Here is a 25,089-nt window from a genome sequence, read left to right as displayed (position 1 = left end):
TAACAGTGCCTGGTGCAAATGACTCTACACCTTAAACGCAGAAGTTTTAGAAAAGTTGCGGTTTCTTCAAAAATAATTTCATTTTGTTTTCGGCTCAGCCCCAAAGCCCCAATAGAAGTTACATATGTATCATTTTCTAACTATTGTTAATGATGGGTGGCTACGGAAATTAGTATAGCATGCGGATCACTAATCGTCATTAAACAATATTTGCTAAGTAATAAACAAAATTTTCTTGTTTCTTCTAAAAATTGACCCCATGTTCACAGAACACTGATAAAAGTATAGAAATAGAAAAAGCGCCGATAACGGCGCTCCTCTAAAACTTATGGTCTAACGGATTTTCATCGACAGCAAGATCAATTCCTGACGTTTCTCCGGACTGGAATTGACATTCGCATACATCGCGTCAATGGCCACACGGTTCTCACGGTAGCTCTTCTCATGTTTGATTGTAGAATGTGACCATTCAATGAGAGCATTCTCGGCAATCACCAGCTCGTTATAGGCATCATGGAAGCCTGTAGCCTGTACCAGCTCTTCCATAACCTCCTGAGTAATCTCCTGGACTGCACGTTTAGCCTCAATATCCTTCTCCAACACTTTTGCTCTATTCTCAAACATATTCTTTGCTTTCATGTAATCCAATTGTGCTTTTGCTAAAATCGGTTTCATCGATGGCTTTCACCTTTCAGAAATAATTATTTTCTAATTTATTGTATCGTAAACAGGCGCAGATTACAAAACTAATGTCCTGGTATGTAATTAAAATTACATAAAAAGGCCTGCCCTGCGAACAGTTCTCGCAGGGCAGGCCTTCATCACTGCTCTAATTAAACGTTTTAGGGAAGATGTCGGTGCTTTTCTTCAAAAGAGCAACCGCAATTTTCCCGGCCTCTGCTCTGGTCAGCTTGCCTTTTGGATTGAAGTTGTAGACCGGTTTGGACTGGCCTGTTACGGTAACTGCGTTGCCTTCCATAATCTTGGCCTTGGAGACAGCTTCGATCGCAGGACGGGAATAGAAGTCCATACTGCCGCTGTCTACAAAGGATTTACTGAGGCTTGTAAGCAGCTTGGTGTCATTTGTAGCCATTTTGAGTTTAAGCGCTCTGGCAATCATTACAGCTGCCTGTTCACGCGTCAGCGGCTGATCCGGTCCAAAGAAACCATCACTTAGCCCGGTTACAATCCCCGCTCTTGCTGCAGTCTCGATATGTTTGAAATCCCATGTCGTGGAGACTGCCTCAGGTACGATATCAAAGAATGTCTGCTGATTCGTGTTGTAGCTTAAAGGAATATTAAGGCCTTTTACCAGCAGAGTAGCGAATTCACCGCGTGTTGTAGTGTCATCCGCGCCAAATGCGTCTGCACGGAGATTGGTCATGATGCCTTTGGAGTACAAACCATTCAATACATTTCTCGCCCAAGGATGGTTCGTGATATCCGTAAAGCCACGACGCATCTTCATTACTGTATAATAACCGAATTCATCAAACGGTACAGTAACCGTGTGTTTCTTGGTATCTACCTCGCCACCCACATTCTCCCATTTCCCGGACTCGCTGTAGCGGAATACCGTAACGGTTGAACCCACTTCATCTACTACACTTGGGCTGAAGTTGAGGGTCAGTTCACCGCGTTGCGAAGGAATGATTTTGCGTGCTTGGCTGTATTGTGTGAAATATCCTTCTATAGAATAAGGTGCGATCCCGTTGGTAGCCGGTATATAATTTGCTGTTCCTTTGGAACCTACCTCTCCAAGCCCCCCATTAATCCAGAAAATATCCGAAACACGCGAGAAGTTATTGGTGGATGCTGTTGAAGTAAACCGCAGAACCAGTTCTTGCGGAATGACCAGTGGACTTTTGCCTTCCGGCGTTCTGGAATCCGCAGCACTCACATTGATAATATTTCCGTAATCGTTCACGCGCTCCACTACCCCGTCCACCGGATCTGCGATGCCGAACAGCAGCTTAGTTTCCGGATAGAATTTGGCCGCTCCTGAGCTCGTAAAGCCCTTCATTACCGTTCCTTTTGGAAATACCAGTTGAAGGCCTTTGTTAAAGACAGTATATTTGTTCGCCACTTTCTCAGCCATGTACTGTGTATCTGTCTGAACTGCACTGGCATAGTAGACAGTTACAGTATCGTTAAGCGTGGCATTTGCACGTACGACTTGAATCTTGATCGTTGTTGCTTTGTCCGGCTTTAAGCCCACATAATCGTAAGTGAAGCGGTTCGGCAGATCCGTACGCGGCTGTGCTTCAAATTTGTCGATCATGACTTTGGTTGCACCTTCCGCTTCGATATCAAAACGGACAAAGTTCTTATTGACTACAATTTGGTCGCCTACAGTAGCAATTGGAGATAATACACGGAAAGGTGAGACTTCACGTACAACTTCCAGCCGTTGTGTTGTTCTTGCTCCTGTTTTGTTGATCAGTTCCAGCGTATACACATGACTGCCCGGAGCGTCAAATTTAAAATCACGGATCCGCAGGAGGAAGTCCTTGCCTGTACCAATATAGTCATAATACTTTAGGCTGTTGGCGGTGTCTTGTACCGGTCCAACCAAGATATCCGTCGATGCATCATCGGACAGTAACCCCGTTTTGCCTGCTGAACTAAATATCAGTTCGGAGCCTTGGTACAAATTCAGAGTGGAGGCTCCACCTCCGCGCAGCACCAGGTCATACTGCTCTTGATTCGTTGTATACTTCTCATCTTTGAAGGTGAACTCGGATGGCAAAGCCAGAATTTTGTTGCGTTCCCCTTCATTAGATAGAGAGTTTGTGGCAAAAGGTGTACGTCCAGCCCCCAAAGCGGGATGGAATTGACTCAGGTTGGATACATTCGTATCTACAATATAAATTTTGAGTTCTTTGGTAATTGTCCGTTTGTTCCCTGCGCTATCCATCGAGATACCCGTAAATACAATCTTGTTCTCACCATAGACTAAGGGGCCCTCTTGAGTGATGGCTAAAGTGAAACTAAATGTAGGCACTGCTTTGGTAATATTAAATACAAATGGTGCATTCGGTATTGAATTACTATCGGTACCGTTAATTTGCACTTGCGAACTGCTGATATTCTCAAAGCCGATATATTCACCCGAGAATGTCAGGCTTTTGGTGCTGCTGGAATCAAATTCATAGGTCTGACCATCCTGAATATTGCTTACATAGATATAATTCTTGGATACATAGGAAATGTCGGCATTAAAAAAGGATTGCGAACCGTCAAATTTAAACTGCACCTTTTGTTGTCCATTCGAAAAACCGGTAATTTGATAAATGTATTCGTTGGTGCCTGACCCTGAACCCTTAGGTGCTATAGCCAGTGGCTTGTTGCTCAAAGGCAGGTAGTTCGCAACCAGCTTTGCAGGATCAGCCGGTGGTGTATTGGTCTTCAACATAATGTAGAAGTTATCGGCTTCCATCTGTTGCCCGCTCAAAGGCAGCTTGGAGATATTCGTTGTAGCTCCCCCGGTATACCCCGGCAGATAGAACATATCCGTGATTACTGTTTCACCTTGCAGATACTTATAGGAATAAACCTTGGAGGTGCTGTAGGTTCCATAATCTACGGCCAGAGTGAAGTCATTGGTGCCTGTAGTAATTGCCAGGTCTGCACTTGTTGAGAATTTCACCAGTTTGTAGGCTGGCGTTACACCATCGGGACCCGGAATAATCATTTCTTCGGTCGTGGTTAATCCGGTAACCGGAACTGCACCGGTAGTTCCCTTATTGATCGTTAGCTTGGCAGTATCCTTAAAAACACCGGAATTATAAGGCACCAGAATCTGCCCGGAGAAACTGGCTGTTGTTGCAGCTGCAGTTAATGTAGGAATGTTGTTCAGGATGTTATAGTTTACGCCAGCATGAACCAGGTTCATTTCCGCGAAGGGCTGGTCTTTATCAAAAAAGTAAATGGACCGCTCAATGTTAATGGAATCGGAAGCATTTTGGACGACGATTTTAATTTTACTAAGGCCGGGAGTGATTGTTAGAGCCGGTGTAAAAAATGTTCCATCCTCCAGTAATGAAGTCTGCAGAACCGAACCATCGTTGACCGAAACACTAACCTTGGTAGCGTTCGCCACTTTACCTTGAATAGTAATCGAATTTACAGGCACTACCACTTGTGTGCCTTCATTCAGATTCAATGCAGCCGGGCCACCCAGCACCTGCAGGGAGGTCACGAAGGGAACTTTATCATATAGTACATAAAAAGATTCAGAACGCTGCAAGTTCCCCTGCATCCCGGAGAAGGTGATTTTGTTGAATCCGGTGTATAGAACGACTCCGCTTGTTGTGAAGCGGTTGTCCGGGCTATTGGCATCCGTAGTGACAGTACCTGTAGTAATACGTGTAGGATCTGTTTTCCACTTGTTGGTAGTGGTATCCTTAGTCAGCTGCTCCACAGTAACTTTCATAGTTGAAGCTGTTACCTGAGAGTAGGTACCTGTAATATTAATGGACTGATTACTTGTCTTATATACGCTTTCCCGACTAATCATGTCTGGAGCAGCGTTACTGTCCTGACTCAAAGCAACCGTGCTCCGCAATGTGAGATCATCCGGACTGAAATAAGTGGTGGAGACTGCGCCAGCAGCTTCCGCAGTAGGGGAAAACCTGCCTGGGAACATGGAAACGAGCAGGGCCGCCAGCAGCAGCCATACGATAGGTCTCTTAAAGCGATGCATGTTTGTATCTCTCCTTTGATTATAGGTTCTCGTAAACCTTCACTTTTCTCTTTATCGGCCAATACATAGCAAATTTTTAGGAAAACAGCAAAAAACTCATCCGAAATCGGATGAGTTTTGTTAGTTCAGGAATATATTACAAGAATGATACCTCAATTTAATATTACGGTTATTATTTAGAACCCCGCTCCGGATTGGCCTTCATACGCAGTCTTAAGAAGAAGTTAATCAACGGGCGTTTGGTTTTGCCAATCAGGCCAGTGACCTCAGCGCCGATCTGCAGGAAAAAGAGCATAACGCAGATGACCACGAAGGTGACCCAGTTCGCTTCAAACAGCGCGGCAGAAGATTGAATAACAGCCAGGATCCCAAAAAATGTAGCAATCCCATAAATGATAAGCACAGTCTGACGGTGGCTGAAACCAAGTTCTCTTAGGCAGTGATGTAAATGTCCCTTATCCGGTGCAAAAATCGGCTTCTTCTGCAGCTTGCGCCGCACAATGGCGAAGAAGGTGTCCGATAAGGGCACGCCGATAATTAACAACGGTGTGATAAACGATACGACCGCAATCTGTTTGAAGCCAAGCAGCGCAAGCATGGCCAAGCAAAAACCCAGGAAAAGCGAACCCGCATCACCCATAAAGATTTTGGCCGGATGGAAGTTAAAGAACAGAAAACCCACAATGCTGCCCAGAAGCAGCAGGCACAGCAGAGCAACCATAACATTGCCCATCAGGAAAGCCATCGCCGCTATAGTCGCAATTGCAATCCCTGAAACTCCAGCCGCCAGCCCGTCCAGACCGTCGATCAGATTCACGGCATTCGTAACCCCTACAATCCAGAAGATCGTAAGCGGAACTGCAATCCAGCTCTCGAGCGAGGAATACGTATTATTAAATGGAATATTCACAAAATCAACAGTAATATCAAATCCAAAAACCACGATACAGGCTGCGGCAATTTGACCCAACAGCTTCACTTTTGCTGACAGTTCAAAGCGGTCATCCAGCCCACCAAGCAGAACGATCAGGCCACCGCCACTGAGCAGCGCTCTGATGAAGTTGATCTCCCGCGGTGTAAAGTCATAAGGAATGATCGGCAATACGGCAAGCAGGCCTAACACAAACGCCAGAAAGATTCCCAGTCCGCCAAGGCGGGGCATAATCGTCGTATGCACTTTGCGGGCATTCGGCACATCTGTGGCTCCGATCTTAATGGCGAATTTCTTCACCAAAGGCGTAAGGCACAGCGCAAGTCCCATGCATACAATAAATCCGGCGATGTATATAATTAACATTTGAAAAGTCGCCCTCCATTTCTCTACCGCATTGAATTATACGCTGTTCCAAAAACAAATTCCAATTCCTTATTTAGGCTGTTCCCCGCATTTTTTCAGTGAATTCCCGCATTTTGTTCAACTTTTGTTACATTATCTTTCTCACGCACCACTTTTAATACGAATTTCGGCAGCGCAAGCATTCTTTTGTAGCGTGTAGGTTCCTTAAGGAGGCGGTACATCCATTCCAGCCTCAATTTTTGGAAGGCTTTGGGCGCACGGCGGCTTTTGCCGGAGATAATATCAAAACTTCCGCCGACCCCCATCATAACCGGAATCCCAAGCCGCGTCTTATATTTGCCGATCCACGGCTCCTGGCTGTCCGCTCCCCGGGCCACAAACAGCAGGTCTGGCTGTTTGGAAACAATCTCGCGAATGACTTCTTCATCGGCTTCCGGACCGAAGAACCCGTCACGATAGCCGGCGATGGTCACCCCCGGATATTGCAATTGTAACCTCTTCGCCGTTTCTTGAATCACCTCTGGCGTAGAACCCAGAAGATATATCCTCCATTGATATCTTTCTCCCTGGCGAAGCAATTCATGTAACAGGTCAAATCCTGCAACACGCTCAACAACAGGCTCATTGCAATATTTGGCCGCCCATACAACCCCGGTGCCGTCCGGAACAACCAGCTCTGCCGATTTCATGATGTTCATGTAGGCCGGATCATTCAGAGCCGCCATAACCATAATGGGATTGGCAGTGATAACCTGATGAGGTTCCCTTGTCACAACAGCCTCTGTCAGATAATCCACTGTCGCTGCCATATCAATTTTGGATACTCTTATCCCAAAGATCGGAATTGTCGGAATCTTACTGTCTGCTTTCACTTTTAATCACCCTTTGTGGCGTAAATATTCAACAATATGCCTTGCCGGAGCTCCTGCCTCTTCAACAAGGGCGGAGATATACGGCTCTCTTTCATTTCTCCAAGCTTGTCCTTCGCGCAACAGATGCAGTACTTCAGTGGTTACTTCACTGCCCTTAAGTGTTGCAGTCGCACCAATGGGACGGCAATGAAGCCGTGCCAGAAAGTGGTCGATTTTGGGATCGTAGGAGACACCGAGCAGCGGCACTCTTCTGCCTGCGGCATAAATCAGGCTGTGAAGACGCATACCGATCAGCACATCGCAATCCGCTACTTCCTGCAGCATCTGTTGTGGATGAAGGGCATCTTCACATAAGCTGATTGTGGTTCCCTGTGCAGCTTTCCCTTCCAGACGTTCTATAACATATCGTGAAGCTTCATTATCAGAGGGATGGTGAAACGGTAAAAACCGCAGATGTAGCGATTCTGCTGCACAGGCCTGGAGCAGTCCATCGGCGATTGCATCCAGTTCCCGGCGGCTGGATTCCCAGTACCTAACCGAAATCCCGATGGTAAACTGTCCTTCATCTTTCTGAAGTCTGCCGGCTGCCTGAGCGCTGCCTGTCCCGGTATCAGCCAAGCCGGAAGTTCCGGCCAAGGTCAAGCCCATTACCGGATCAGGCACAACTTCTATGCCCTCGCCCTGTAAACCCATAGCTTGCAGTAACTGGCGTGATTGCTCATCCCTAACTGAGATATAAGCACATTTGCGGAAAATCGATTTAATCATTGGGTGAAAAAACTTACGGTTCACCGGGCCAATGCCTTGGGCATAAATAAAGGTCGGCTTGCCCAGCCATTGGGCGAGCTTGAGAATCCCTAAATAGTAAGGAATGGTCTTGCCGCTGGTCACATCCTGGAGCAGACTGCCTCCGCCGCTAATCAGGCCTGCGCTCTGAGCAATGGCCTTCCGCACCTCGCCCAGCTTCATCCGGTGTACAGCCTTAACCCCATAGGTTGCTGTCGTCCATTCCGGATCAATGGATAATACTACAGGTTCAAGCGCCAGCCCTGCAACCCCGGCATGCTCCCGCAGGGCAATCAGAATGGATTGCAGCACCGCTTCATCTCCGCTGTTGCGGAACCCGTAGTATCCGGAGATGATTATCGTCTGAGGAGTGGCGACCATCGTTTCCAACACCCTTCTGCAATTTGCCAAACAAAGATGGCCAAAAGCCCAAGAATCAGACCCAGTCCCAGACCGAGAATGCCACGCACCAGCGAGATCAGAACCGGGGAATGAATATGTGCGAAGGTATCCACCATCGACAGTTGTCCTATCACCCCGATAATCAGGATAAAGGCTGCACTCCGGTATCTAAACGCCATGAACGCACCAAGTAAAAAGAGCGGATGGGCAAACAAAAACTCCTTGTAGCGGGGCCGAACACCAAATGTATTCTCAAGGAAAGTCCGCACCGTAAGCTCCAGCGAAGTGGCTGTACCAGCATTGCCTGTCCGGCTCATGTAATACATCCCCACAATTCCGACTATCCCTGCAGCAATAACCATTGCAAAAGTAATCGGTGTGCGCAGGAGCTTGCCGGTCTTATTAAAGACAAAATCTCCGCGGTAGAGCAACACATACAGAGCTGTAAGCCCAATAGGCGCCATATGAAGCAGACTTACGCCTCTGAACTGGTCCAATACAAGAGCATACGTAATATTGTTCAGCAGAGCAATCATAAATGGAACAGCGCTCAGGGAGATCAGCGCAGTTCTAAAATAGAGTACAAGACTATGCGTAAGCCTGCGCTGTACGCTCATCAAGGGATGCGTCTGTGCAGTACCGCGCAGCGGGGGTCCCATTTCATTGATTTTGCGAATCGCCAATACCATGGCTACCGTAGGGGCGCTAATCGATACGGCTAAGGCAAGCGCTTGTTCAAACAATGCAGGCTTTAATACAATCAGCCCCGCCCCACCAAGCAGCCCCAATCCAAAAGACGGGAGTGTCAGCCATGGTATGAAGTAAGAGATCATCAAAGCTACCAGAGCTAATGCACCGATTACGGCAATTAACTTGAAGTAACGCTGGAAAGATGATTCTGCAACCTCAGACGCAGTAGCTTGTCCCAAGGTAAAGCCATTCTCTTTAATCCTCTCCACCGCACCGCCAGGCTCACTTAGAGTAGTCACCAGATTGTCCAATGTGTCCGTAATTTGCGCCTTCTTGGTATCACGTGCAGGAGCTGTATTCAGGTACAGCATCCGAATATTGCGGTCTTTTGTGGCAAGTGCGAATTTGTCGGTAATTTTCTCAGGCTTTAGAGAGGAATCCCCTTCGCTCAGAGAGTACAGCCGTGTTACATTGTAATCCAGCAGGTAAGCAAGCGTATTGAAGCCCTTCTGCTGTTTTTTAATATTCTCTATTGCGGCAATTCCAATCCCGCGTACTTTAAGCAGGCCCGCAAAGGCGGACAAGCTCTCCATCTCTTCGTTATCGTTGAAACCCTTGACAGTCTCCCCTTCAAAAAGAATCCGTTTGACGCCGAGCTCTTCATAACGGTCCAGGAGCCTTTTCACAGCCTCCTCATTGTACGGAAGTGAATCGACCAGACGGGGCACGATATGGAACCCTTTATCATGCAGCATTTGAAGCGTAATCGGATCTGGCTGCAAAGGCTTAAGGGTAGCGTCTTCCAGAGGAGTCTCAATAATCAGACCTTGCTGCCCCCGAAAGCTCCAATCCCTCGTACTGATCCCAAGGTTGCCAAAAGCTTCACTGATAATAGGAGCCAAGGCGGCATGGTTCTCCGCATTCGTGAAAAGCACATAGGTAAAGTTCTCATCTGCCGGAATAACCGTATTTGTAAGATTGGCAGCATCCGCCGCTCCCCAGATCATCAACCGGCGTGCCTTGCGGTAATCCTCGAGCGTATTCTCATAAATGGCCATACTCTGCACACCGGCTTCCTGCAAACGGTCCAGTTGCTCAGAGATGTAAGCCTGTGGATTTACGCGATAACTCGCGGCATCCACCAAGTCGCGATAATCAAATACAATTTCTACTGTTTTGGATGTCTTCTCCGTCTGCAAGCGGTCATAAACCACCGGCAGGGCCGCAATGAGGCCCACTACGACTATAATCCATAGCCATTTTCGGGATGAAGTGTTCCAACGCTGCCATTTTTGCTGCACAACCTGTGCCTCCTCTTTCACTTCAAAGCCTTCTTCCGCAAAAATAACGATAGTCCGGCATCACCGGACTTTCGTTTAAGGAAAGAACACTTATGCTCTTAAATTAGTTGCCGTCTACACGGGCCATAACTTGCTGCGAGAGCGCAGCTACTTTGTCACGTGCATTCTCCAGCGATTCGCCGCGCACCGCAAAATACACCTTAATCTTCGGCTCAGTCCCGGAAGGACGCAAGCAGAACCACGATCCGTCAGCCAGCAAATACTTCAATACATTCTCCTTGGGCAATCCACTCAGACCCAGTGAATAATCCAGCACCTCGGTGACGGCTGAACCCACAATCTCCTGCGGAGGGTTGCTGCGCCAGTCATTCATGATTCCCTGAATTTGCGCAACACCGTCTTTTCCTTTGAGGGTGCGGGATTCCAGACTCTCCAGGAAATAGCCGAATTGCTCGTAAAGCTCCTGCAGTACATCATATAATGTTTTGCCTTGCGCCTTATAATAAGCCCCCGCTTCAGCAATCAGCATGGCAGCCAGAACAGCATCCTTGTCACGGGCATAATTGCCAGCCAGGTAACCATAGCTTTCTTCATAGCCGAACAGGAACGTATAATCGCCCGACTGCTCAAACTGGGTCATTTTCTCCCCAATATATTTGAATCCGGTCAGCGTATTAAATACGGCCGCTCCATAATGAGCGGCAACAGCTGCCCCCATCTCACTCGTTACAATGGTTTTTACGACCGCACCGTTGCTTGGCAGCTTTCCTTGCTCCTGCAGACGGCTTAAATAGTAATGGATCATCAGCGCACCGGATTGGTTGCCGGACAGGACCACAAATTTGCCTTCATTGTCGCGGACTACAGCCCCCATCCGGTCAGCATCGGGATCGGTGCCGATCAGCAAATCCGCATTCAGCTCCTCACCCAGCTTGATAGCAAGGGTAAAAGCTTCACGTTCCTCCGGATTGGGTGACTTCACCGTGGAGAATTCAGAATCCGGCTGCTCTTGCTCAGGAACTACAAAGACTTGGCTGAATCCTATCTTCTCCAGCACCCGGCGGACCGGTTGGTTCCCTGTACCGTGCAGAGGCGTATATACAATTTTGAAATCACGGCCAAGCGAAGCCTTAATCTCTTCACGTGCTACACTGACTGCAGCTACAGTATCCGTGAATGCCTCATCAGCCTCTTCGCCCAGCCAATGCAGCAGACCCTGCTGCTCTGCCTCTTCCTGAGACAGGCGTTTGACTGCATCAAAAGAGTCGACCTGGAGTATGTAGGAGATTACCTTCTCCGCCTCATCCGGTACGAGCTGACCGCCTTGTGCATTATAGACTTTATAACCGTTATATTCAGGCGGGTTGTGGCTGGCAGTAATCACTACTCCACCCGTTGCCTTCAAATGGCGGACACTGAAGGACAGCTGGGGAGTGGAGCGGAGAGAAGGAAACAAATGCGTCTCAATTCCATTACCGGCCAGTACAAGTGCAGCCTCCAGCGTGAACTCCGGTGAGAAACGGCGGGAATCATGGGCGATAACGACCGAGGGTCTGCCTTCGCCGGAATGCTGCTCCAGAATATATTTGGCAAATCCCTGCGTAGCTCTGCCCACGGTGTAACGGTTGATCCGGTTGCTTCCCGCACCAATGACGCCGCGCAAACCGCCTGTACCAAATTCCAGATCTCTGTAGAAACGTTCCTCCAGTTCCTGCGGATCATTCTCCAAAGCAAGCAGCTCAGCCTTTGTATTCTCATCAACAGAAGGGTCCTGCAGCCAAACTGCTAACGTTCCTGCGGCTTTTGGGCTTAATTGAGTCATATGAAATCTCTCCTTCTCCATCTATGATTTATTTGTGTGTTAACTAAGCGCAAACATTATTTCTCCGGAAGCAACCACCTTGCCTTCAACCTTGGCCGTAGCCTGTCCTTTTCCGATGCTGCCCTTGAGGCGGGTAATCTCCACTTCCAGCACCAGCGTGTCTCCAGGCACGACTTGGCCACGGAATCGGAATCCGTCCAATCCGGCCAAGAAGCCGATCTTCCCGCGGTTGGCTTCAACACCCAGAATGGCTACTGCTCCAACCTGGGCAAGCGCTTCTGTAATCAATACGCCCGGCATGACCGGGAACCCCGGGAAATGCCCTGTAAAGAAAGGTTCATTCACTGTAACATTCTTGATGCCAACAGCCCGTTTGCCCATTTCAATTTCGGTAATTTTGTCCACCAGCAGAAATGGAGGCCGATGGGGGATGATTTCTTGAATTTGATTAATATCCAGCATTATAACAAAACTCCTTTCGGATGTAACCTCGTCTTCAAAAAGGCAGCGCTGCAGGTTCTGCACTTATTCTTTCCCGCTTCTTGCATAAATTCCGGCCGCTTCGGCAAAAACTATATCTATCCTTCACCACCTGCAGAAGTGAAGGTTGAGATAAGGGGCTTTCTCCACCGCACGCGGCAGCATGGCGGAGAGGGCCCTTTTTGTTTCCCCAGGCCCCCCATCATTATACATTTTCCAGTATAAAAAAGAAAACTCCCTTATACAACAAGGGAGTTCCGAAACAGTCTTCTATTAAGGTGCAAACACAAGATCATATACATGCTTCCAGGTGCTGAAACGCAGCACATCGCTTAATTCGCTTTTGCCGAGTATGACATAACCGGCGACCAAACCGCACGCCAGAGAACCAACAAGCAGCAAGGGGATCAGAAACCACTGGATCGTGGTCCATCTCGATATCCCCCGCTTTTTGACCGGTTGAATATCGTCTTCCTGTTCATCGTGTTTCTGTCTGCTCATTCTTTCACCTACCCGCGCATGGTATTGGCCAGACCCTGCATCTGGTCACTGGATGTAAGAGCCCGGGCTGCAAGCTGATACGTACGCTGGAGCTGCATAAGCTCCGTCATTTCCTTGCTGAGATCCACATTCGATTGTTCCAGCCATCCGGAACGCACGCCTACAGCCGGAACATCCCCTGCTCCCCGCTGCACAAAAGCCTGCTGTGCTGTAACGCCTTCAGAAAGTGCATAGAAGTTCCCGTCCATGGCCTGCAGCGTATCTTTGCTCAGAGGTTCAACGATCATAATCCGGCCTGCCACCTGAACGGGATCACTCTCATTCCGCTTCGTGAGGACCCGTCCCCACTCATCAATGGCAGCATTTACTCCTACCGGAACGGTCAACGGATTTCCGTTAGAATTAAGCACCTTATTGCCCGTATTATCCACCAATACCATGTTGGCCGCATTGGCGGGATCAGGTGTGAAATGGAAAGCGCCTTGACGTGTGTAAGCAGTAGCCCCATTGACCTGAACCCCAAACAAGCCGTTTCCTTGAAGCGCCAAATCTGTAGGGTTGCCCGTTTCTTTAAGCGCTCCTTCTTCCCAGCTGTTGGTAATAGAAGCAACACGTACACCAAAGCCAATATTGAAGCCCAGCGGAGTACTGCGCCCAGGCTGATCATAATCTTCCGATTGCTGCTGCACCCGGGTCAGCACATCCTCGAAGGAACCTTCTTTGCGTTTGTATCCATTTGTATTCACATTCGCAATATTATCGGCAATAATATCCAGCCGCTGCTGGAGACTGGACATGGAGACTGATGCGCCAATCGTTGAATTATTCATGAATCACCCTCCTATACTCTTCCGACTTCGGTAACAGCCTTCTGCAGACTGCTGTCATAGAACTGTATAACCTTCTGATTCGCTTCATACGCCCGGTATGCAGCATTCAGGTCCACGGTGACAAGGGTTGGGTCTACATTGGAGTTCTCCAGATAACCCTGATGCACCTGCATATTATCGTTCGCATTGGTGTAGCGGATATCTGCCGCCTGGAGGTCATCGGCATGGAATACGCCATTCCCGTCACGCACCAGCTCCTGCGGTTTGTTGACTACACTGATTCCCAGCCTGGTTCCGGAAGGAAGTCCAGTAGCCGGGTCCAGCAAATTGCCCTGTCCGTCCACTTTAAGATTGTCCTGCGGGTCTGTCAAGAGCAATGGGTTTCCATTTGCATCCAGAACCTTGAAGCCGCCTGCACTAAGTACTTGACCAGTCGCATCTATAGTAAAGCTGCCGTTGCGTGTATATAAGTTATTCCCTTCATTGTCCTGAACAGTAAAGAAGGCCTGCGGCCGGTAAATCACCTCTCCTTGAGCAGTCACTGACTTGCCGGAGCCGTCAAAGATGATGTTGTCTCCGGTCACGGGGTCCTGCACCTGCAAATCGGTAGATAAGGCAAAATCCACAGGTTTGCCGCTCTCAATTAAATCCCCCTGTAAATATTGGGAAATGGATTGTTCGGCGAATACGCCTGTATTGATACGGCCAACGGCCTGCGTCGTCCCACGGCTCATGGCGGAGATCATCACATCCGGAAAAGCATGGCTGACACTGTCCACCTGCTTGTACCCCGTTGTATTAAGATTGGCAATGTTCTGTGTGGCTGTATCATGTCTGCGCTGCTGGGTAACCATTCCGGCAGCAGCCGTATATAAACCTCTAATCATGAAGGCAGTCCCCTTCCTAAACTCTGTTACCTTATACTATCGGCTGTTTAGAACTTTTTCTTAACTACTTTATCCAAATGATCAAGCATCATTCCCGTTCCCTTGACCACACAGTGCATTGGATCCTCCGCCACCCATACAGGAACGTGGAGCTCTTCCGAGAGTAGCTCGTCCAATCCGTTCAGCAGCGCTCCGCCGCCGGTCAAAACAACCCCGCGGTCAATAATGTCGGCTGAGAGTTCGGGGGGCGTACGCTCCAGTACCGACTTGGCGGCAGCCACGATGGAAGACACCGGGTCCCAAAGCGCTTCCTGGACTTCTCCCGATGTGATCGACAGTGTCAGAGGAAGACCGCTTACCATATCCCGGCCACGGATATCCATCTCGGCTTGCATACCGCCGGGGCGGACCGTCCCAATATTCATTTTTATATCTTCTGCCGTTCGTTCACCGATTAAAAGCTTATATTTCTGTTTAATATATCTTAAAATGGCATCGTCGAACTTGTCCCCTGCAACTTTAAGCGAGGAGGCGGTAACAACGTCGCCCATGGACAATACGGCTACATCCGTTGTTCCGCCGCCGATATCGACGACCATGTTTCCGCTTGGTTGATAAATATCCATACCCGCACCGATAGCTGCGGCCTTCGGTTCTTCTTCCATGAAGACTTCCTTGGCCCCGCTGCGCTCCGCCGCTTCCCGGATGGACTTCTGTTCTACAGAGGTAATATTCGTAGGCGCGCAGATCAGAATGCGGGGCCTTGCGTACCAAGAACGTCCACCTACCCGGTCAATAAAATACTTCAGCATCATTTCCGTAATTTCAAAATCTGCAATCACGCCATCCCTTAGCGGACGAATCGTTATAATATTGCCGGGCGTACGTCCAACCATGCGACGCGCCTGCTCTCCCACTGCAAGGACCTTCTTCGTATCACTTTCAAGTGTGACCACGGAAGGTTCATCCAGAACGACTCCCCTTCCTTTAACATGAATGAGCACATTGGCCGTGCCGAGATCGATTCCGATATCCTTGCTAAGCATAATGAAAGAGCCCCCAAAGTGTTATTTTAGATAATTGGCAGATGTTAGTACCAAATTTAAAAATACCATACTTTAGGGGATGGATACAATGGAGTAAATTGCATTTATAACGCTAAAAACAAGATTTTTTACGGCTTTGCGGCTACGGCAACCTCACGTTTCTTTCCCGTCGTTTTTTTATATTTAATTTTTGTGGCTTCTCCCCCCCGAAGATGACGGATCGATTTGTGATATTCGAGAATGTGCTTCACCTGATCGGCCAGATCAGGGTTGATCTCCGGCAGACGCTCGGTCAAATCTTTATGCACCGTACTTTTTGAAACGCCAAATTCCTTGGCTATGGTCCGGACCGTGTGCCTGGTTTCCACGATGCAGCGTCCGATTTTGATCGTACGTTCCTTGATGTAATCGTGCACGCTCCCGCCTCCCAACTGTGGATAGTTTGGTACATTATATGAGGGGCGGGCCTATATATTCGCGCTTTCACGACCTGACAAGCTGGGGAAGGCTCATTTTATTTGCCGGACAACCCAGAAAGCATTGATCTTCTGAGGAATGACAAAGCGCTGAAAGTCCCGGAAATACAAACAATATCAGCAGATACACCCCCAGATACAAGCCCTAAATGAGCAGCCGGAAAATATAGTTTATGATTGCACAAAAAAAGGGGGCTTGCGCCCCCTTGCCCATCCTATAATTAACGCTCCGGAAGTAAATCCGAAGGATTAACGACCTTACCATCCTCGTACACTTCAAAGTGTACATGATTTCCAAGATTCTTCTCCAGCTCGCTGCGGCCAGCAGTGGCAAGGGTGTCCCCCTGCTTCACTTCATCGCCCTGCTTCACTTGAGTCTCACCCAGACTTTGGTACACCGTCTTGAGGTTGCCCGGATGGGTAATCTCGATAATGGTACCGAAGATTGTGGCATCTTTTTCTACTCGAGTCACTTGACCGCTAAGGGCCGCTTTTACATCAAAGACTTTGTTGTCTGCACGGGCAATATCAATTCCGACATTGGGCACAAAGGTGTCATTATATTGCACCATGGCCTCCACATGATTTTCTTCCGTGCCATTCTCATCATAATAAGGCTTCACGACTTCAACTTCAGCGGGATTGCTGACCGGCCACACCAGACTTTCTGCCGAGGCTACCACTTCAACCGCAGCGGGATCACCACTCGCATTACCGGCTGTACCGGCGGAGCTTCCTGCTTCCTTCGAGACGACTGCGGCGGTGTCGGGGTTCAGCGGCTTCTGGCCGGCATCCTGATAGACCCACACCAAGGTTAGTATAATTGCCGCTGCCGCCGTGTAGACTGCCGGGAACACCCAGCGTTTCGATAACATTTTGCTCCATGAAGAAGGCGCTTGGCCTGAATCTCCCTGCTTGTTTTTGAGAGATTCATCATGGTTTGTTTGTTTTTTGTCTTGTTCATTCATATGTTTATCACCTCAGTAACCAGTGTTACCGGGCTTTGCGCTTTTATACGTATCTTTCAAGTTATTTTTTCAGGAGAGTTGAGATTTGGGTAAAATAAACTCCGCTATAGTAGTGTTTGAGAATTTGGGTAGCCGTTCCGCCTTCCATCGCCATTCCGTTGGCCCCCCATTGGCTCATGCCTACACCGTGACCATTGCCGTAGGTGGTGATTTCAACCTTATTCCCTTTACGCTTCCAGGTGAACTGGCTGGATCGCAGTCCCAGCTTCTCGCGTACTTCCCGCCCGGTGAATACATGCCCGCCAATCGATATCTCTTTCACTTTACGTCCGGTAGTCCGGGACAGCAGTTCAATGGGCAGCCGGGAAGACCCTGAGGAGACACTGTCTCTGGAGACAGGGATGGCCTGCTGCCTTATCCCCAGCTTCGACTGGATTTCTGACAGGCTGAAAGTGGTGGTTACAGCATACTTAGGCGTAATCTTGGAGTCCCAGGGACTGGCTACACTGCGCAGATAAGGCACTGCCGCATTCCAATATTCCTCCGAATTTTCGGTGCGCCCTCCGCTGGAGGCAAAAAAGGATGCCGTTATCGGCTGCCCTTGATAAGTCATAATCACGCCGCGCGTCTCTTGGGCCGCGCGGCGGAGCTTGGCCAGCTCGGCGCTTCTGCCGCCGTGCACCCATTCCCGTTCCAGCGTGTCCTGCGAGACGTAAGCCTGATGGCTTACCGTATCGGTCACATCCGCCCCCGGAACGGGGACACCGCTAGCGTCGCCGGCCAGCAGGCGGCGGGCAATGAACGTGCGTGCGGCCACGGCCTGCGCTTTGAGCGCTTCGAGCTCAAAGCTGGGCGGCATCTCGGCCGCCAGCACGCCGCTGACGTAGTCCTCCAGCGGCAGGGTCTCAATTTGTCCGTGCTGCGACAAATAGACGGAGACGTTCGGCTGCGGGGCATCTGCCGCAGCCGCTTCCGGCGCGGGGCCCGGGGCTTGCACCGGGGCCCGCGCTGCCGGCGCCGCTGTGCGCAGCGGCAGCGCAGGCGGCGGCTGTGAAGGGGCCGCAGCACGGTGCAGCGGCACGACGGCCAGCGGCAGCAGCAGCGCAGCCAGAAGAGGCGCGGCCAGCCAGGCGGCAGGCGCAAGCCGCGCTAAGCGGGGTGTACCGCGCCGCGGCTGCAGCAGCCTTGTCATTTTACGCCGCAATCGGGTTAACTCTTTCATCTCTATGGCTCCTTCCGTAAGTCAGCGGTGATTCTTATAGATATGAATTTCAGGCACCTGCTAGAACAGAATTTGAGAGAAAGAGAGTCGCTGCTGCCGCCTTCCGCACGCAAAAAAAAGAGAGCGGCACGCCTTCATGCGTGCTGCTCTCTTTACGGATTAGTTGATATTATACCCAGGACGGTTGGACCTGAAAGCGTGGTTTGGATTCTTCGCTTTTGGCGGTTTCCGGTCTAACTTCGGATTTAAGAGTTTCTTCCTTTACGGCTTTGGCAGCCGCTTCTTCCATCGAAATACGCCAAATGTCTGCACCGAGGCCCGACAACTTCTCGGCAAGATTCACATATCCCCGATCGATATGGTGAGTTCCACTGACTTCCGTAGTCCCTTCTGCAACAAGACCCGCCAAAATAAGCGCAGCCCCTGCACGCAGATCCGTAGCACACACCTTGGCTCCAACCAACTGTGCATTGCCGGTTACAATGGCAGATCGTCCTTCAATCTTGATTTCCGCGTTCATGTTATGGAATTCGTCGACATGCATAAAGCGGTTCTCGAAGACCGTCTCGGTCACAACGCTCGTTCCTTCCGAACGCAGCAGCAGCGCCATCATTTGCGACTGCATATCCGTTGGAAACCCGGGATACGGCAAAGTCTTCAAATCCACAGCTTTCAGTGGCTTGTCGCTGATTACACGAATACCGTTCTCATCAGGAATGATGGTAACTCCCATCTCTTCCATTTTGGCGATCACCGGACCCAGATGGTCAGCAATTGCACCTTCTACGTATACATCTCCGCTCGTGATTGCCGCAGCAGCCATGTAAGTGCCCGCTTCAATCCGGTCAGGAATGACATTGTGTCTTACACCATGGAGGCGTTCAACGCCTTCGATTCGGATAACACCCGTTCCCGCACCGCGGACAATGCCGCCCATGCCGTTCAGATAATTAGCCAAGTCTACGATTTCGGGCTCTTTTGCCGCATTCTCAATGACAGTCACACCTTCAGCAAGTGCCGCCGCCATCATTATATTTTCGGTCGCGCCTACGCTGGCAACATCCAAATAAATCTTGGCTCCGCGCAGGCGACCGTTGCTTTTCGCTTCAATATAGCCCTGGCCGAGACTAATCTCTGCACCCAGTGCTTCGAATCCTTTTAAATGCTGGTCAATGGGACGAGTTCCAATGGCACACCCGCCAGGCAGGGAAATTCTTGTGCGTCCCATACGGGACAATAATGGCCCCATCACTAGGAAGGAAGCCCGCATCTTGCGTACCCATTCATAAGGTGCTTCGCAGGATGCAATGTTTCTGGCATCAACTTCAATAATATCGTTCTGGTATGTAACCCCTGCACCCAGAGATTCCAGCACTTTGCTGATCGTCATCACATCGTCAAGCGGAGGCGCGTCAACAATGACGCTTACTCCTTCTTCTGCCAATAGAGAGGCGGCTATGATCGGTAGTACGGAATTTTTTGCGCCGCTAACTTTCACGCTTCCGGTCAATCTGATGCCACCGCGGACGATAAATTTGCTCATTTGGGTTTCCCTCCGCGTCCATTATTTCTTAAAATTTTAATTTTAAAAAGTTAAAAGTCAGATGCTAAAATATAACAAATTCCGCCATTACATCCCCTTTTTCGGGAACATTCCTCAAAGTTCAGTGTTAACATAATGGAAAAATATTATGCGAACCCCAATTGCAACTTAAGGCCTATGAGACATATAACCAAACCAATGTACCTTAAAACATGTAGCGGATCTGTGAGCTCCAGCCCAGATAATCCAGCAGAAATCCCGCCACGAAATGGCCCAGTACGATAGCCAGCAGCAAATGCAGCAGCCGTCCCTGAGGACTCTTGGGATATCTTATGAACAAATCGAGCTTAAGGTTCTGCAAAGCCCACCAAGATAATGCAACGCAGAGTAGCGATACAACCATGGAGACTAAACCGCTGTTGCCGACCGAGCCCAATAACTGCGTGGACCACATTTCTTCCATGTTAACCCTCCGTGTGTACCTTACTCGGAAATCGACTCTTATATCATACTTGCGAAGGGCAAAAGAATCCAGTACTTTTGTAAATTTTTAATCAAATGCCCCCAATATCCTATTATATCACCAGAAGTCACGTTATGTACAAAAAAAAGATCTTGCAGAGATCCATTAACCATCCATCATATCCAGGATACTGCAGTCCAGGGCAGTAAATTCTGTATTTGTTTGCATAAAAAACGGCCAAGCCCGAAGGCTTGACCGCTGAATTTGCTACTGTTGTCCTTTTCCAGTGGACACTTTAATCCGTGTAACCGCGCGCTGCAGCGCAAGTTCCGCACGGCGGTGGTCAATATCGTCTTGTTTGCTCCGGGACTGCAGACGGCGCTGTGCCCGTTCCTTAGCCGCTTCGGCACGCTCAATATCGATATCTACTGGCAGTTCGGCACTTTCAGCCAAGACTGTCACCTTGTCTTTGCGCACTTCAACGAAGCCGCCATGAACGGCGATAGAGACCGTAACACCGTCCGACTTGACGGACAATGGAGCAACCTGAAGTGGAGTCACAAGCGGAATATGTCCTGGCAGAATGCCTAGTTCGCCCTCGACTCCGCGTACGCTCAGGCTGTTCACCTGTTTCGAGTAGACGAGACGCTCCGGCGTGACGATTTCCAACAAAAAGGTATTCACTTCCATTCCTCCTAAAAGCTTTACATCGTAAAGCTCGCATCGAAAGCATTAACTATGCTCAGGGTTACAGCGTTTTCGCTTTCTCAACCGCTTCTTCAATAGTACCAACAAACAGGAAAGCTACTTCTGGCAGGTCATCATGCTTACCTTCTAGTATTTCTTTAAAACTGCGCACTGTTTCTTTTATCGGAACATAAGCACCCTTCAACCCAGTGAATTGCTCTGCTACGTGTAGAGATTGTGAGAGAAAACGTTCTACTTTGCGGGCACGGGCTACAATCACTTTGTCTTCTTCGCTAAGCTCATCCATGCCCAAGATGGCGATAATATCTTGAAGCTCAGTATAACGCTGAAGCAATTGCTTAACACCTTGTGCCACGTTGTAGTGCTCTTCACCAACGATTTCAGGCGTGAGAATCCGAGAGCTTGAAGCCAGAGGGTCAACTGCCGGAAAGATCCCTTTCTCGGAAATTTTCCGTTCCAGGTTGGTCGTAGCATCCAAGTGGGCAAATGCCGTGGCCGGAGCTGGGTCAGTATAGTCATCCGCCGGCACGTAAATAGCCTGGATCGAGGTAACCGAACCTTTTTTGGTAGAAGTGATACGCTCTTGGAGTTGGCCCATTTCCGTTGCCAGTGTAGGCTGATAACCTACGGCAGAAGGCATGCGGCCAAGCAAAGCGGATACTTCAGAACCCGCTTGGGTGAAACGGAATATGTTATCAATAAAGAGTAGCGTATCGCGGCCTTCCACATCGCGGAAATACTCCGCCATGGTCAGTCCGGTCAGAGCTACACGAAGACGGGCGCCCGGCGGCTCGTTCATTTGACCGAATACCATTGCCGTTTTTTGAATAACCCCGGACTCCGTCATTTCATGGTACAAGTCGTTCCCTTCACGAGTACGCTCACCAACACCCGCAAATACGGAAATCCCGCCGTGTTCCTGCGCAATGTTGTGGATCAATTCTTGTATGGTAACAGTTTTACCTACACCAGCACCGCCGAAGAGACCGATTTTGCCGCCTTTAACGTAAGGAGCCAGCAAGTCGATAACTTTAATGCCTGTCTCCAGAATTTCCGCTTGTGTCGACAGCTCGTCAAAGGTCGGAGCCAGACGGTGAATCGGGTTTCTGTCGGCAACCACTACGGCACCGTTATCAATCGGATTGCCCAGTACGTTAAATACCCGGCCCAGTGTTGCCTCGCCTACAGGAACCGAGATGGGTCCTCCTTGGTCAAGCGCATCCAGTCCACGAACCAGTCCATCTGTGGAAGACATTGCGATACAACGTACCAGATTGTCCCCGAGATGATTGGAAACCTCAAGGGTCAAATCGATCTTGCGCCCATTCTCCAAGCTGGTTTCGATCTTGATTGCGTTGAATATCTCGGGCAGCTGGCCGCGTTCAAATTCAATATCGACAACCGGACCCATAATGCTTACAACGCGTCCTTTGTTCATCTTAATTTTCCCTCCTCGAAAGCTGTTACAATAAGAAGAAACGACAATGCCGCCCTTTATGGCCGGCACCGTTTCTCATACAATACAAGATAAGTCACACGTAGGATTCACTTTTCCTGTATTACGACTGCGCGTTCGCACCGGCCACGATCTCGGTAATTTCCTGGGTAATAGCCGCCTGGCGTGCACGGTTGTACGTCAGTCTAAGTTCTCCGATCATTTTCGACGCGTTCTTCGTTGCACTGCCCATCGCTGTCATCTTCGCACCCAGCTCACTGGCTTTGCCGTCAAGAATTGCGCTATAAATCAAGGTTTCAGCATATTTAGGAAGCAGCACTTCGAGTACGCCTTCCGGTGAAGGCTCATATTCGTAGGTTGCACTCGCTTCATGCTGCTTCGTATTCCCCATATCATCCATAGGAAGCAGGCGGTCTACGGTTGGTACTTGTGTAATGGCATTGATGAATTGGTTGTAGCAAATGTACAACTCGTCGTATTCACCTGTCTCGAACTGCTGTACCGCCGAGTTGGCAATGGACTTGATGTCCGCAAACTTCGGTGCATCGGAAAGCTCGGTCACTTCCGCCACAATCGGGTATTCACGGCGGCGCAGAAAGTCACGGCCTTTCCGGCCGATAACAAACAAAGCATATTCGTCTTTGGATTGATGCCGCTCCGCGATAAGCATGGTTACTTTACGCAAAATGTTTGCGTTGTAACCGCCTGCGAGCCCTCTATCCGAAGTAACAATCAGATATGCTGTTTTTTTGACGGGACGGCTGACCAGCATAGGATGCTGGATACCATCAGTTCCGGCAGCAATACTCGACACGACCTCTTTCAGCTTTTCTGAGTAAGGACGGGCAGCTTCCGCTTTCTCCTGTGCTCTTCTCAGCTTGGAGGCAGCAACCATCTCCATCGCTTTTGTGATCTGTCTGGTGTTTTGAACGCTCTTGATTTGACGTTTAATATCACGCATGCTTCTTGCCATGATTTCACCACCTTAGAGCTTTGGCGGAGCCAAAGCTAACTTCGTAAGCATAAGCTGAGCTTTGGCAGAGCCAAAGCTAACTTCGTAAGCATAACTTGAGCTTTGGCGGAGCCAAACCTCAAGTCTTCATATTCTATATTCAAGGATTAGCTGGTAGCAAACCCTCTTTTGAACTTCTCGATAGCTGCCTTCAACGCTGCTTCATTATCCGCAGTCAGATCTTTGGTATCCGTAATGGATTTGGCGATTTCGGCTGCGCTGCTGTCGATAAAGGCCAGGAATTCCTTTTCAAAACGTCTAACGTCTTTGACCGGAATATCATCCAGATGACCTTTTACCGCAGTGTACAAGCTAAGCACCTGATGCTCAACGGACAGCGGCTGGTTTACACCTTGCTTCAAAATCTCCATCATACGGGCACCGCGGTTCAGACGGGCTTGCGTAGATTTGTCGAGGTCAGAACCAAACTGGGAGAACGCCTGAAGCTCACGGTATTGGGCCAGATCCAGACGGAGTGAGCCGGCTACCTTCTTCATGGCTTTGATCTGTGCAGAACCCCCTACACGCGATACAGAGATACCGACGTTGATCGCCGGACGCTGACCGGAATAGAACAGGTCGGATTCAAGGAAAATCTGTCCATCTGTAATCGAGATTACGTTGGTAGGAATGTAAGCCGATACGTCAGAAGCCTGTGTTTCGATAAACGGAAGTGCGGTTAATGAACCCCCACCAAGCTCATCGCTAAGCTTCGCAGCACGTTCCAGGAGACGGGAGTGCAGGTAGAAGACATCACCAGGGAACGCTTCGCGGCCCGGTGGACGACGGAGCAGCAAGGACAACTCACGGTAAGCGGAAGCTTGCTTGGACAAGTCATCATAAATGACCAGTACATGCTCGCCTTTGTACATGAAATATTCGCCCATTGCACAACCTGCGTATGGAGCGATATAAAGGAGCGGAGAAGGCTCGGAAGCCGACGCCGTTACAATGATGGTGTAGTCCAGGGCACCATGACGGCGCAAAGTCTCTACTACCTGTGCTACTGTGGATTGTTTTTGCCCAATAGCCACATAGATACATTTCATTCCGTTGCCCTTTTGGTTGATGATTGCATCAATCGCAATGGCAGTTTTACCGGTTTGGCGGTCACCGATGATAAGTTCGCGTTGTCCGCGTCCAATCGGAACCATGGCGTCAATCGCTTTAAGACCGGTTTGCATCGGCTCATGAACCGATTTGCGGTCGATAACGCCCGGAGCGTTGTTCTCTACCGGACGGAACTCGGTAGTTTCGATAGGTCCTTTGCCGTCAAGCGGCTGGCCCAAGGCGTTTACAACACGGCCCAGCAAGGCTTCACCAACCGGAACCTGCATAATCTGCCCTGTGCGTTTGACTTGATCGCCTTCGCGAATTTCCGTATATTCACCCAGAATTACAACACCCACGTTGCTTTCTTCCAGGTTAAGTGCCATGCCTACTACTCCGTTGGAGAACTCCAGCAATTCGCCTGCCATTGCGTTTTCCAGACCGTAGACACGGGCGATACCGTCGCCGACTTGAATGACGGTGCCGATTTCGGCAACTTCGATATCGGATTTATATTGCTCAATTTGACTTTTGATCAAAGTGCTGATCTCTTCAGGTCTGATGCCCAATAT

21 protein-coding genes are annotated in these 25,089 nt (G+C 49.4%); all 21 read right to left on the bottom strand.

Features of this window, described 5'->3' with window-relative positions:
- Positions 1 to 333: 333 nt before the first annotated feature.
- The gene (locus tag IEY53_RS17670) at positions 334 to 675 is read right to left on the bottom strand and encodes a hypothetical protein (protein WP_189027220.1); all 342 of its coding nucleotides are present in this window, start codon (positions 673 to 675) and stop codon (positions 334 to 336) included.
- A gap of 154 nt (positions 676 to 829) precedes the next feature.
- A complete protein-coding gene (locus IEY53_RS17665) occupies positions 830 to 4,705 on the bottom strand; it encodes an S-layer homology domain-containing protein (protein ID WP_189027218.1) in 3,876 nt (1,291 codons plus the stop codon).
- 172 nt (positions 4,706 to 4,877) lie between these two features.
- Complete coding sequence (locus IEY53_RS17660) at positions 4,878 to 6,002, bottom strand: glycosyltransferase family 4 protein (RefSeq protein ID WP_189027216.1); 1,125 nt, start codon at positions 6,000 to 6,002, stop codon at positions 4,878 to 4,880.
- Between the two features lie 95 nt (positions 6,003 to 6,097).
- The gene (locus IEY53_RS17655) at positions 6,098 to 6,874 is read right to left on the bottom strand and encodes a WecB/TagA/CpsF family glycosyltransferase (RefSeq protein WP_229696210.1); all 777 of its coding nucleotides are present in this window, start codon (positions 6,872 to 6,874) and stop codon (positions 6,098 to 6,100) included.
- 6 nt (positions 6,875 to 6,880) lie between these two features.
- Positions 6,881 to 8,041: a polysaccharide pyruvyl transferase CsaB gene (gene csaB, locus IEY53_RS17650; protein WP_189027214.1), complete on the bottom strand. Its 1,161-nt coding sequence runs from the start codon at positions 8,039 to 8,041 to the stop codon at positions 6,881 to 6,883.
- Positions 8,017 to 9,966: a DUF5693 family protein gene (locus IEY53_RS17645; protein WP_373293880.1), complete on the bottom strand. Its 1,950-nt coding sequence runs from the start codon at positions 9,964 to 9,966 to the stop codon at positions 8,017 to 8,019. Before IEY53_RS17645 ends, csaB begins: the two co-directional genes overlap by 25 nt.
- Before the next feature lie 190 nt (positions 9,967 to 10,156).
- On the bottom strand, positions 10,157 to 11,875 hold the full coding sequence (locus IEY53_RS17640; RefSeq protein WP_189027211.1) for a phospho-sugar mutase: 1,719 nt from the start codon (positions 11,873 to 11,875) through the stop codon (positions 10,157 to 10,159).
- A 39-nt stretch (positions 11,876 to 11,914) separates the two neighbouring features.
- Positions 11,915 to 12,337 (bottom strand): 3-hydroxyacyl-ACP dehydratase FabZ, encoded by a 423-nt coding sequence (fabZ, locus tag IEY53_RS17635; protein ID WP_189027209.1) that lies wholly within the window; start codon positions 12,335 to 12,337, stop codon positions 11,915 to 11,917.
- A 291-nt stretch (positions 12,338 to 12,628) separates the two neighbouring features.
- Positions 12,629 to 12,856: a DNA-directed RNA polymerase subunit beta gene (locus IEY53_RS17630; protein ID WP_189027207.1), complete on the bottom strand. Its 228-nt coding sequence runs from the start codon at positions 12,854 to 12,856 to the stop codon at positions 12,629 to 12,631.
- A gap of 8 nt (positions 12,857 to 12,864) precedes the next feature.
- A complete protein-coding gene (locus IEY53_RS17625) occupies positions 12,865 to 13,686 on the bottom strand; it encodes a flagellar hook-basal body protein (RefSeq protein ID WP_189027205.1) in 822 nt (273 codons plus the stop codon).
- 11 nt (positions 13,687 to 13,697) lie between these two features.
- Positions 13,698 to 14,573 carry a flagellar hook-basal body protein gene (locus IEY53_RS17620; protein WP_189027203.1) on the bottom strand — a complete coding sequence of 292 codons (876 nt, stop codon included), beginning with the start codon at positions 14,571 to 14,573 and terminating at the stop codon, positions 13,698 to 13,700.
- 47 nt (positions 14,574 to 14,620) lie between these two features.
- Positions 14,621 to 15,619, bottom strand: a complete 999-nt coding sequence (locus tag IEY53_RS17615; protein WP_189027201.1) for a rod shape-determining protein — start codon at positions 15,617 to 15,619, stop codon at positions 14,621 to 14,623.
- 128 nt (positions 15,620 to 15,747) lie between these two features.
- Positions 15,748 to 16,035, bottom strand: coding sequence for a sporulation transcriptional regulator SpoIIID (gene spoIIID / locus IEY53_RS17610; RefSeq protein WP_038597396.1), 288 nt, complete (start codon positions 16,033 to 16,035; stop codon positions 15,748 to 15,750).
- Between the two features lie 281 nt (positions 16,036 to 16,316).
- The gene (locus IEY53_RS17605; protein WP_189027199.1) at positions 16,317 to 17,063 is read right to left on the bottom strand and encodes a M23 family metallopeptidase; all 747 of its coding nucleotides are present in this window, start codon (positions 17,061 to 17,063) and stop codon (positions 16,317 to 16,319) included.
- 61 nt (positions 17,064 to 17,124) lie between these two features.
- Positions 17,125 to 18,285, bottom strand: coding sequence for a stage II sporulation protein D (gene spoIID / locus IEY53_RS17600; protein ID WP_189027197.1), 1,161 nt, complete (start codon positions 18,283 to 18,285; stop codon positions 17,125 to 17,127).
- A 169-nt stretch (positions 18,286 to 18,454) separates the two neighbouring features.
- Positions 18,455 to 19,828, bottom strand: coding sequence for a UDP-N-acetylglucosamine 1-carboxyvinyltransferase (gene murA, locus IEY53_RS17595; RefSeq protein WP_189027195.1), 1,374 nt, complete (start codon positions 19,826 to 19,828; stop codon positions 18,455 to 18,457).
- A 205-nt stretch (positions 19,829 to 20,033) separates the two neighbouring features.
- Entirely contained in the window at positions 20,034 to 20,291 is a 258-nt protein-coding gene (locus IEY53_RS17590; protein WP_229696209.1) for a DUF1146 family protein, read from the bottom strand.
- A 267-nt stretch (positions 20,292 to 20,558) separates the two neighbouring features.
- Positions 20,559 to 20,975: a F0F1 ATP synthase subunit epsilon gene (locus IEY53_RS17585; RefSeq protein WP_189027193.1), complete on the bottom strand. Its 417-nt coding sequence runs from the start codon at positions 20,973 to 20,975 to the stop codon at positions 20,559 to 20,561.
- Positions 20,976 to 21,039: 64 nt separating this feature from the next.
- A complete protein-coding gene (atpD, locus tag IEY53_RS17580) occupies positions 21,040 to 22,437 on the bottom strand; it encodes a F0F1 ATP synthase subunit beta (protein WP_189027191.1) in 1,398 nt (465 codons plus the stop codon).
- A 121-nt stretch (positions 22,438 to 22,558) separates the two neighbouring features.
- A complete protein-coding gene (gene atpG, locus IEY53_RS17575) occupies positions 22,559 to 23,428 on the bottom strand; it encodes an ATP synthase F1 subunit gamma (protein WP_189027189.1) in 870 nt (289 codons plus the stop codon).
- Between the two features lie 146 nt (positions 23,429 to 23,574).
- On the bottom strand, positions 23,575 to 25,086 hold the full coding sequence (atpA, locus tag IEY53_RS17570; RefSeq protein ID WP_189027187.1) for a F0F1 ATP synthase subunit alpha: 1,512 nt from the start codon (positions 25,084 to 25,086) through the stop codon (positions 23,575 to 23,577).
- Positions 25,087 to 25,089 lie beyond the last annotated feature (3 nt).

Origin of the sequence: Paenibacillus albidus, from assembly GCF_014644435.1 — a bacterium.
Lineage (GTDB): Bacteria > Bacillota > Bacilli > Paenibacillales > Paenibacillaceae > Paenibacillus_AQ > Paenibacillus_AQ albidus.
The sequence above is the reverse complement of the archived record's forward strand: the minus strand, read 5'-3'. Positions and strand labels throughout refer to the sequence as shown.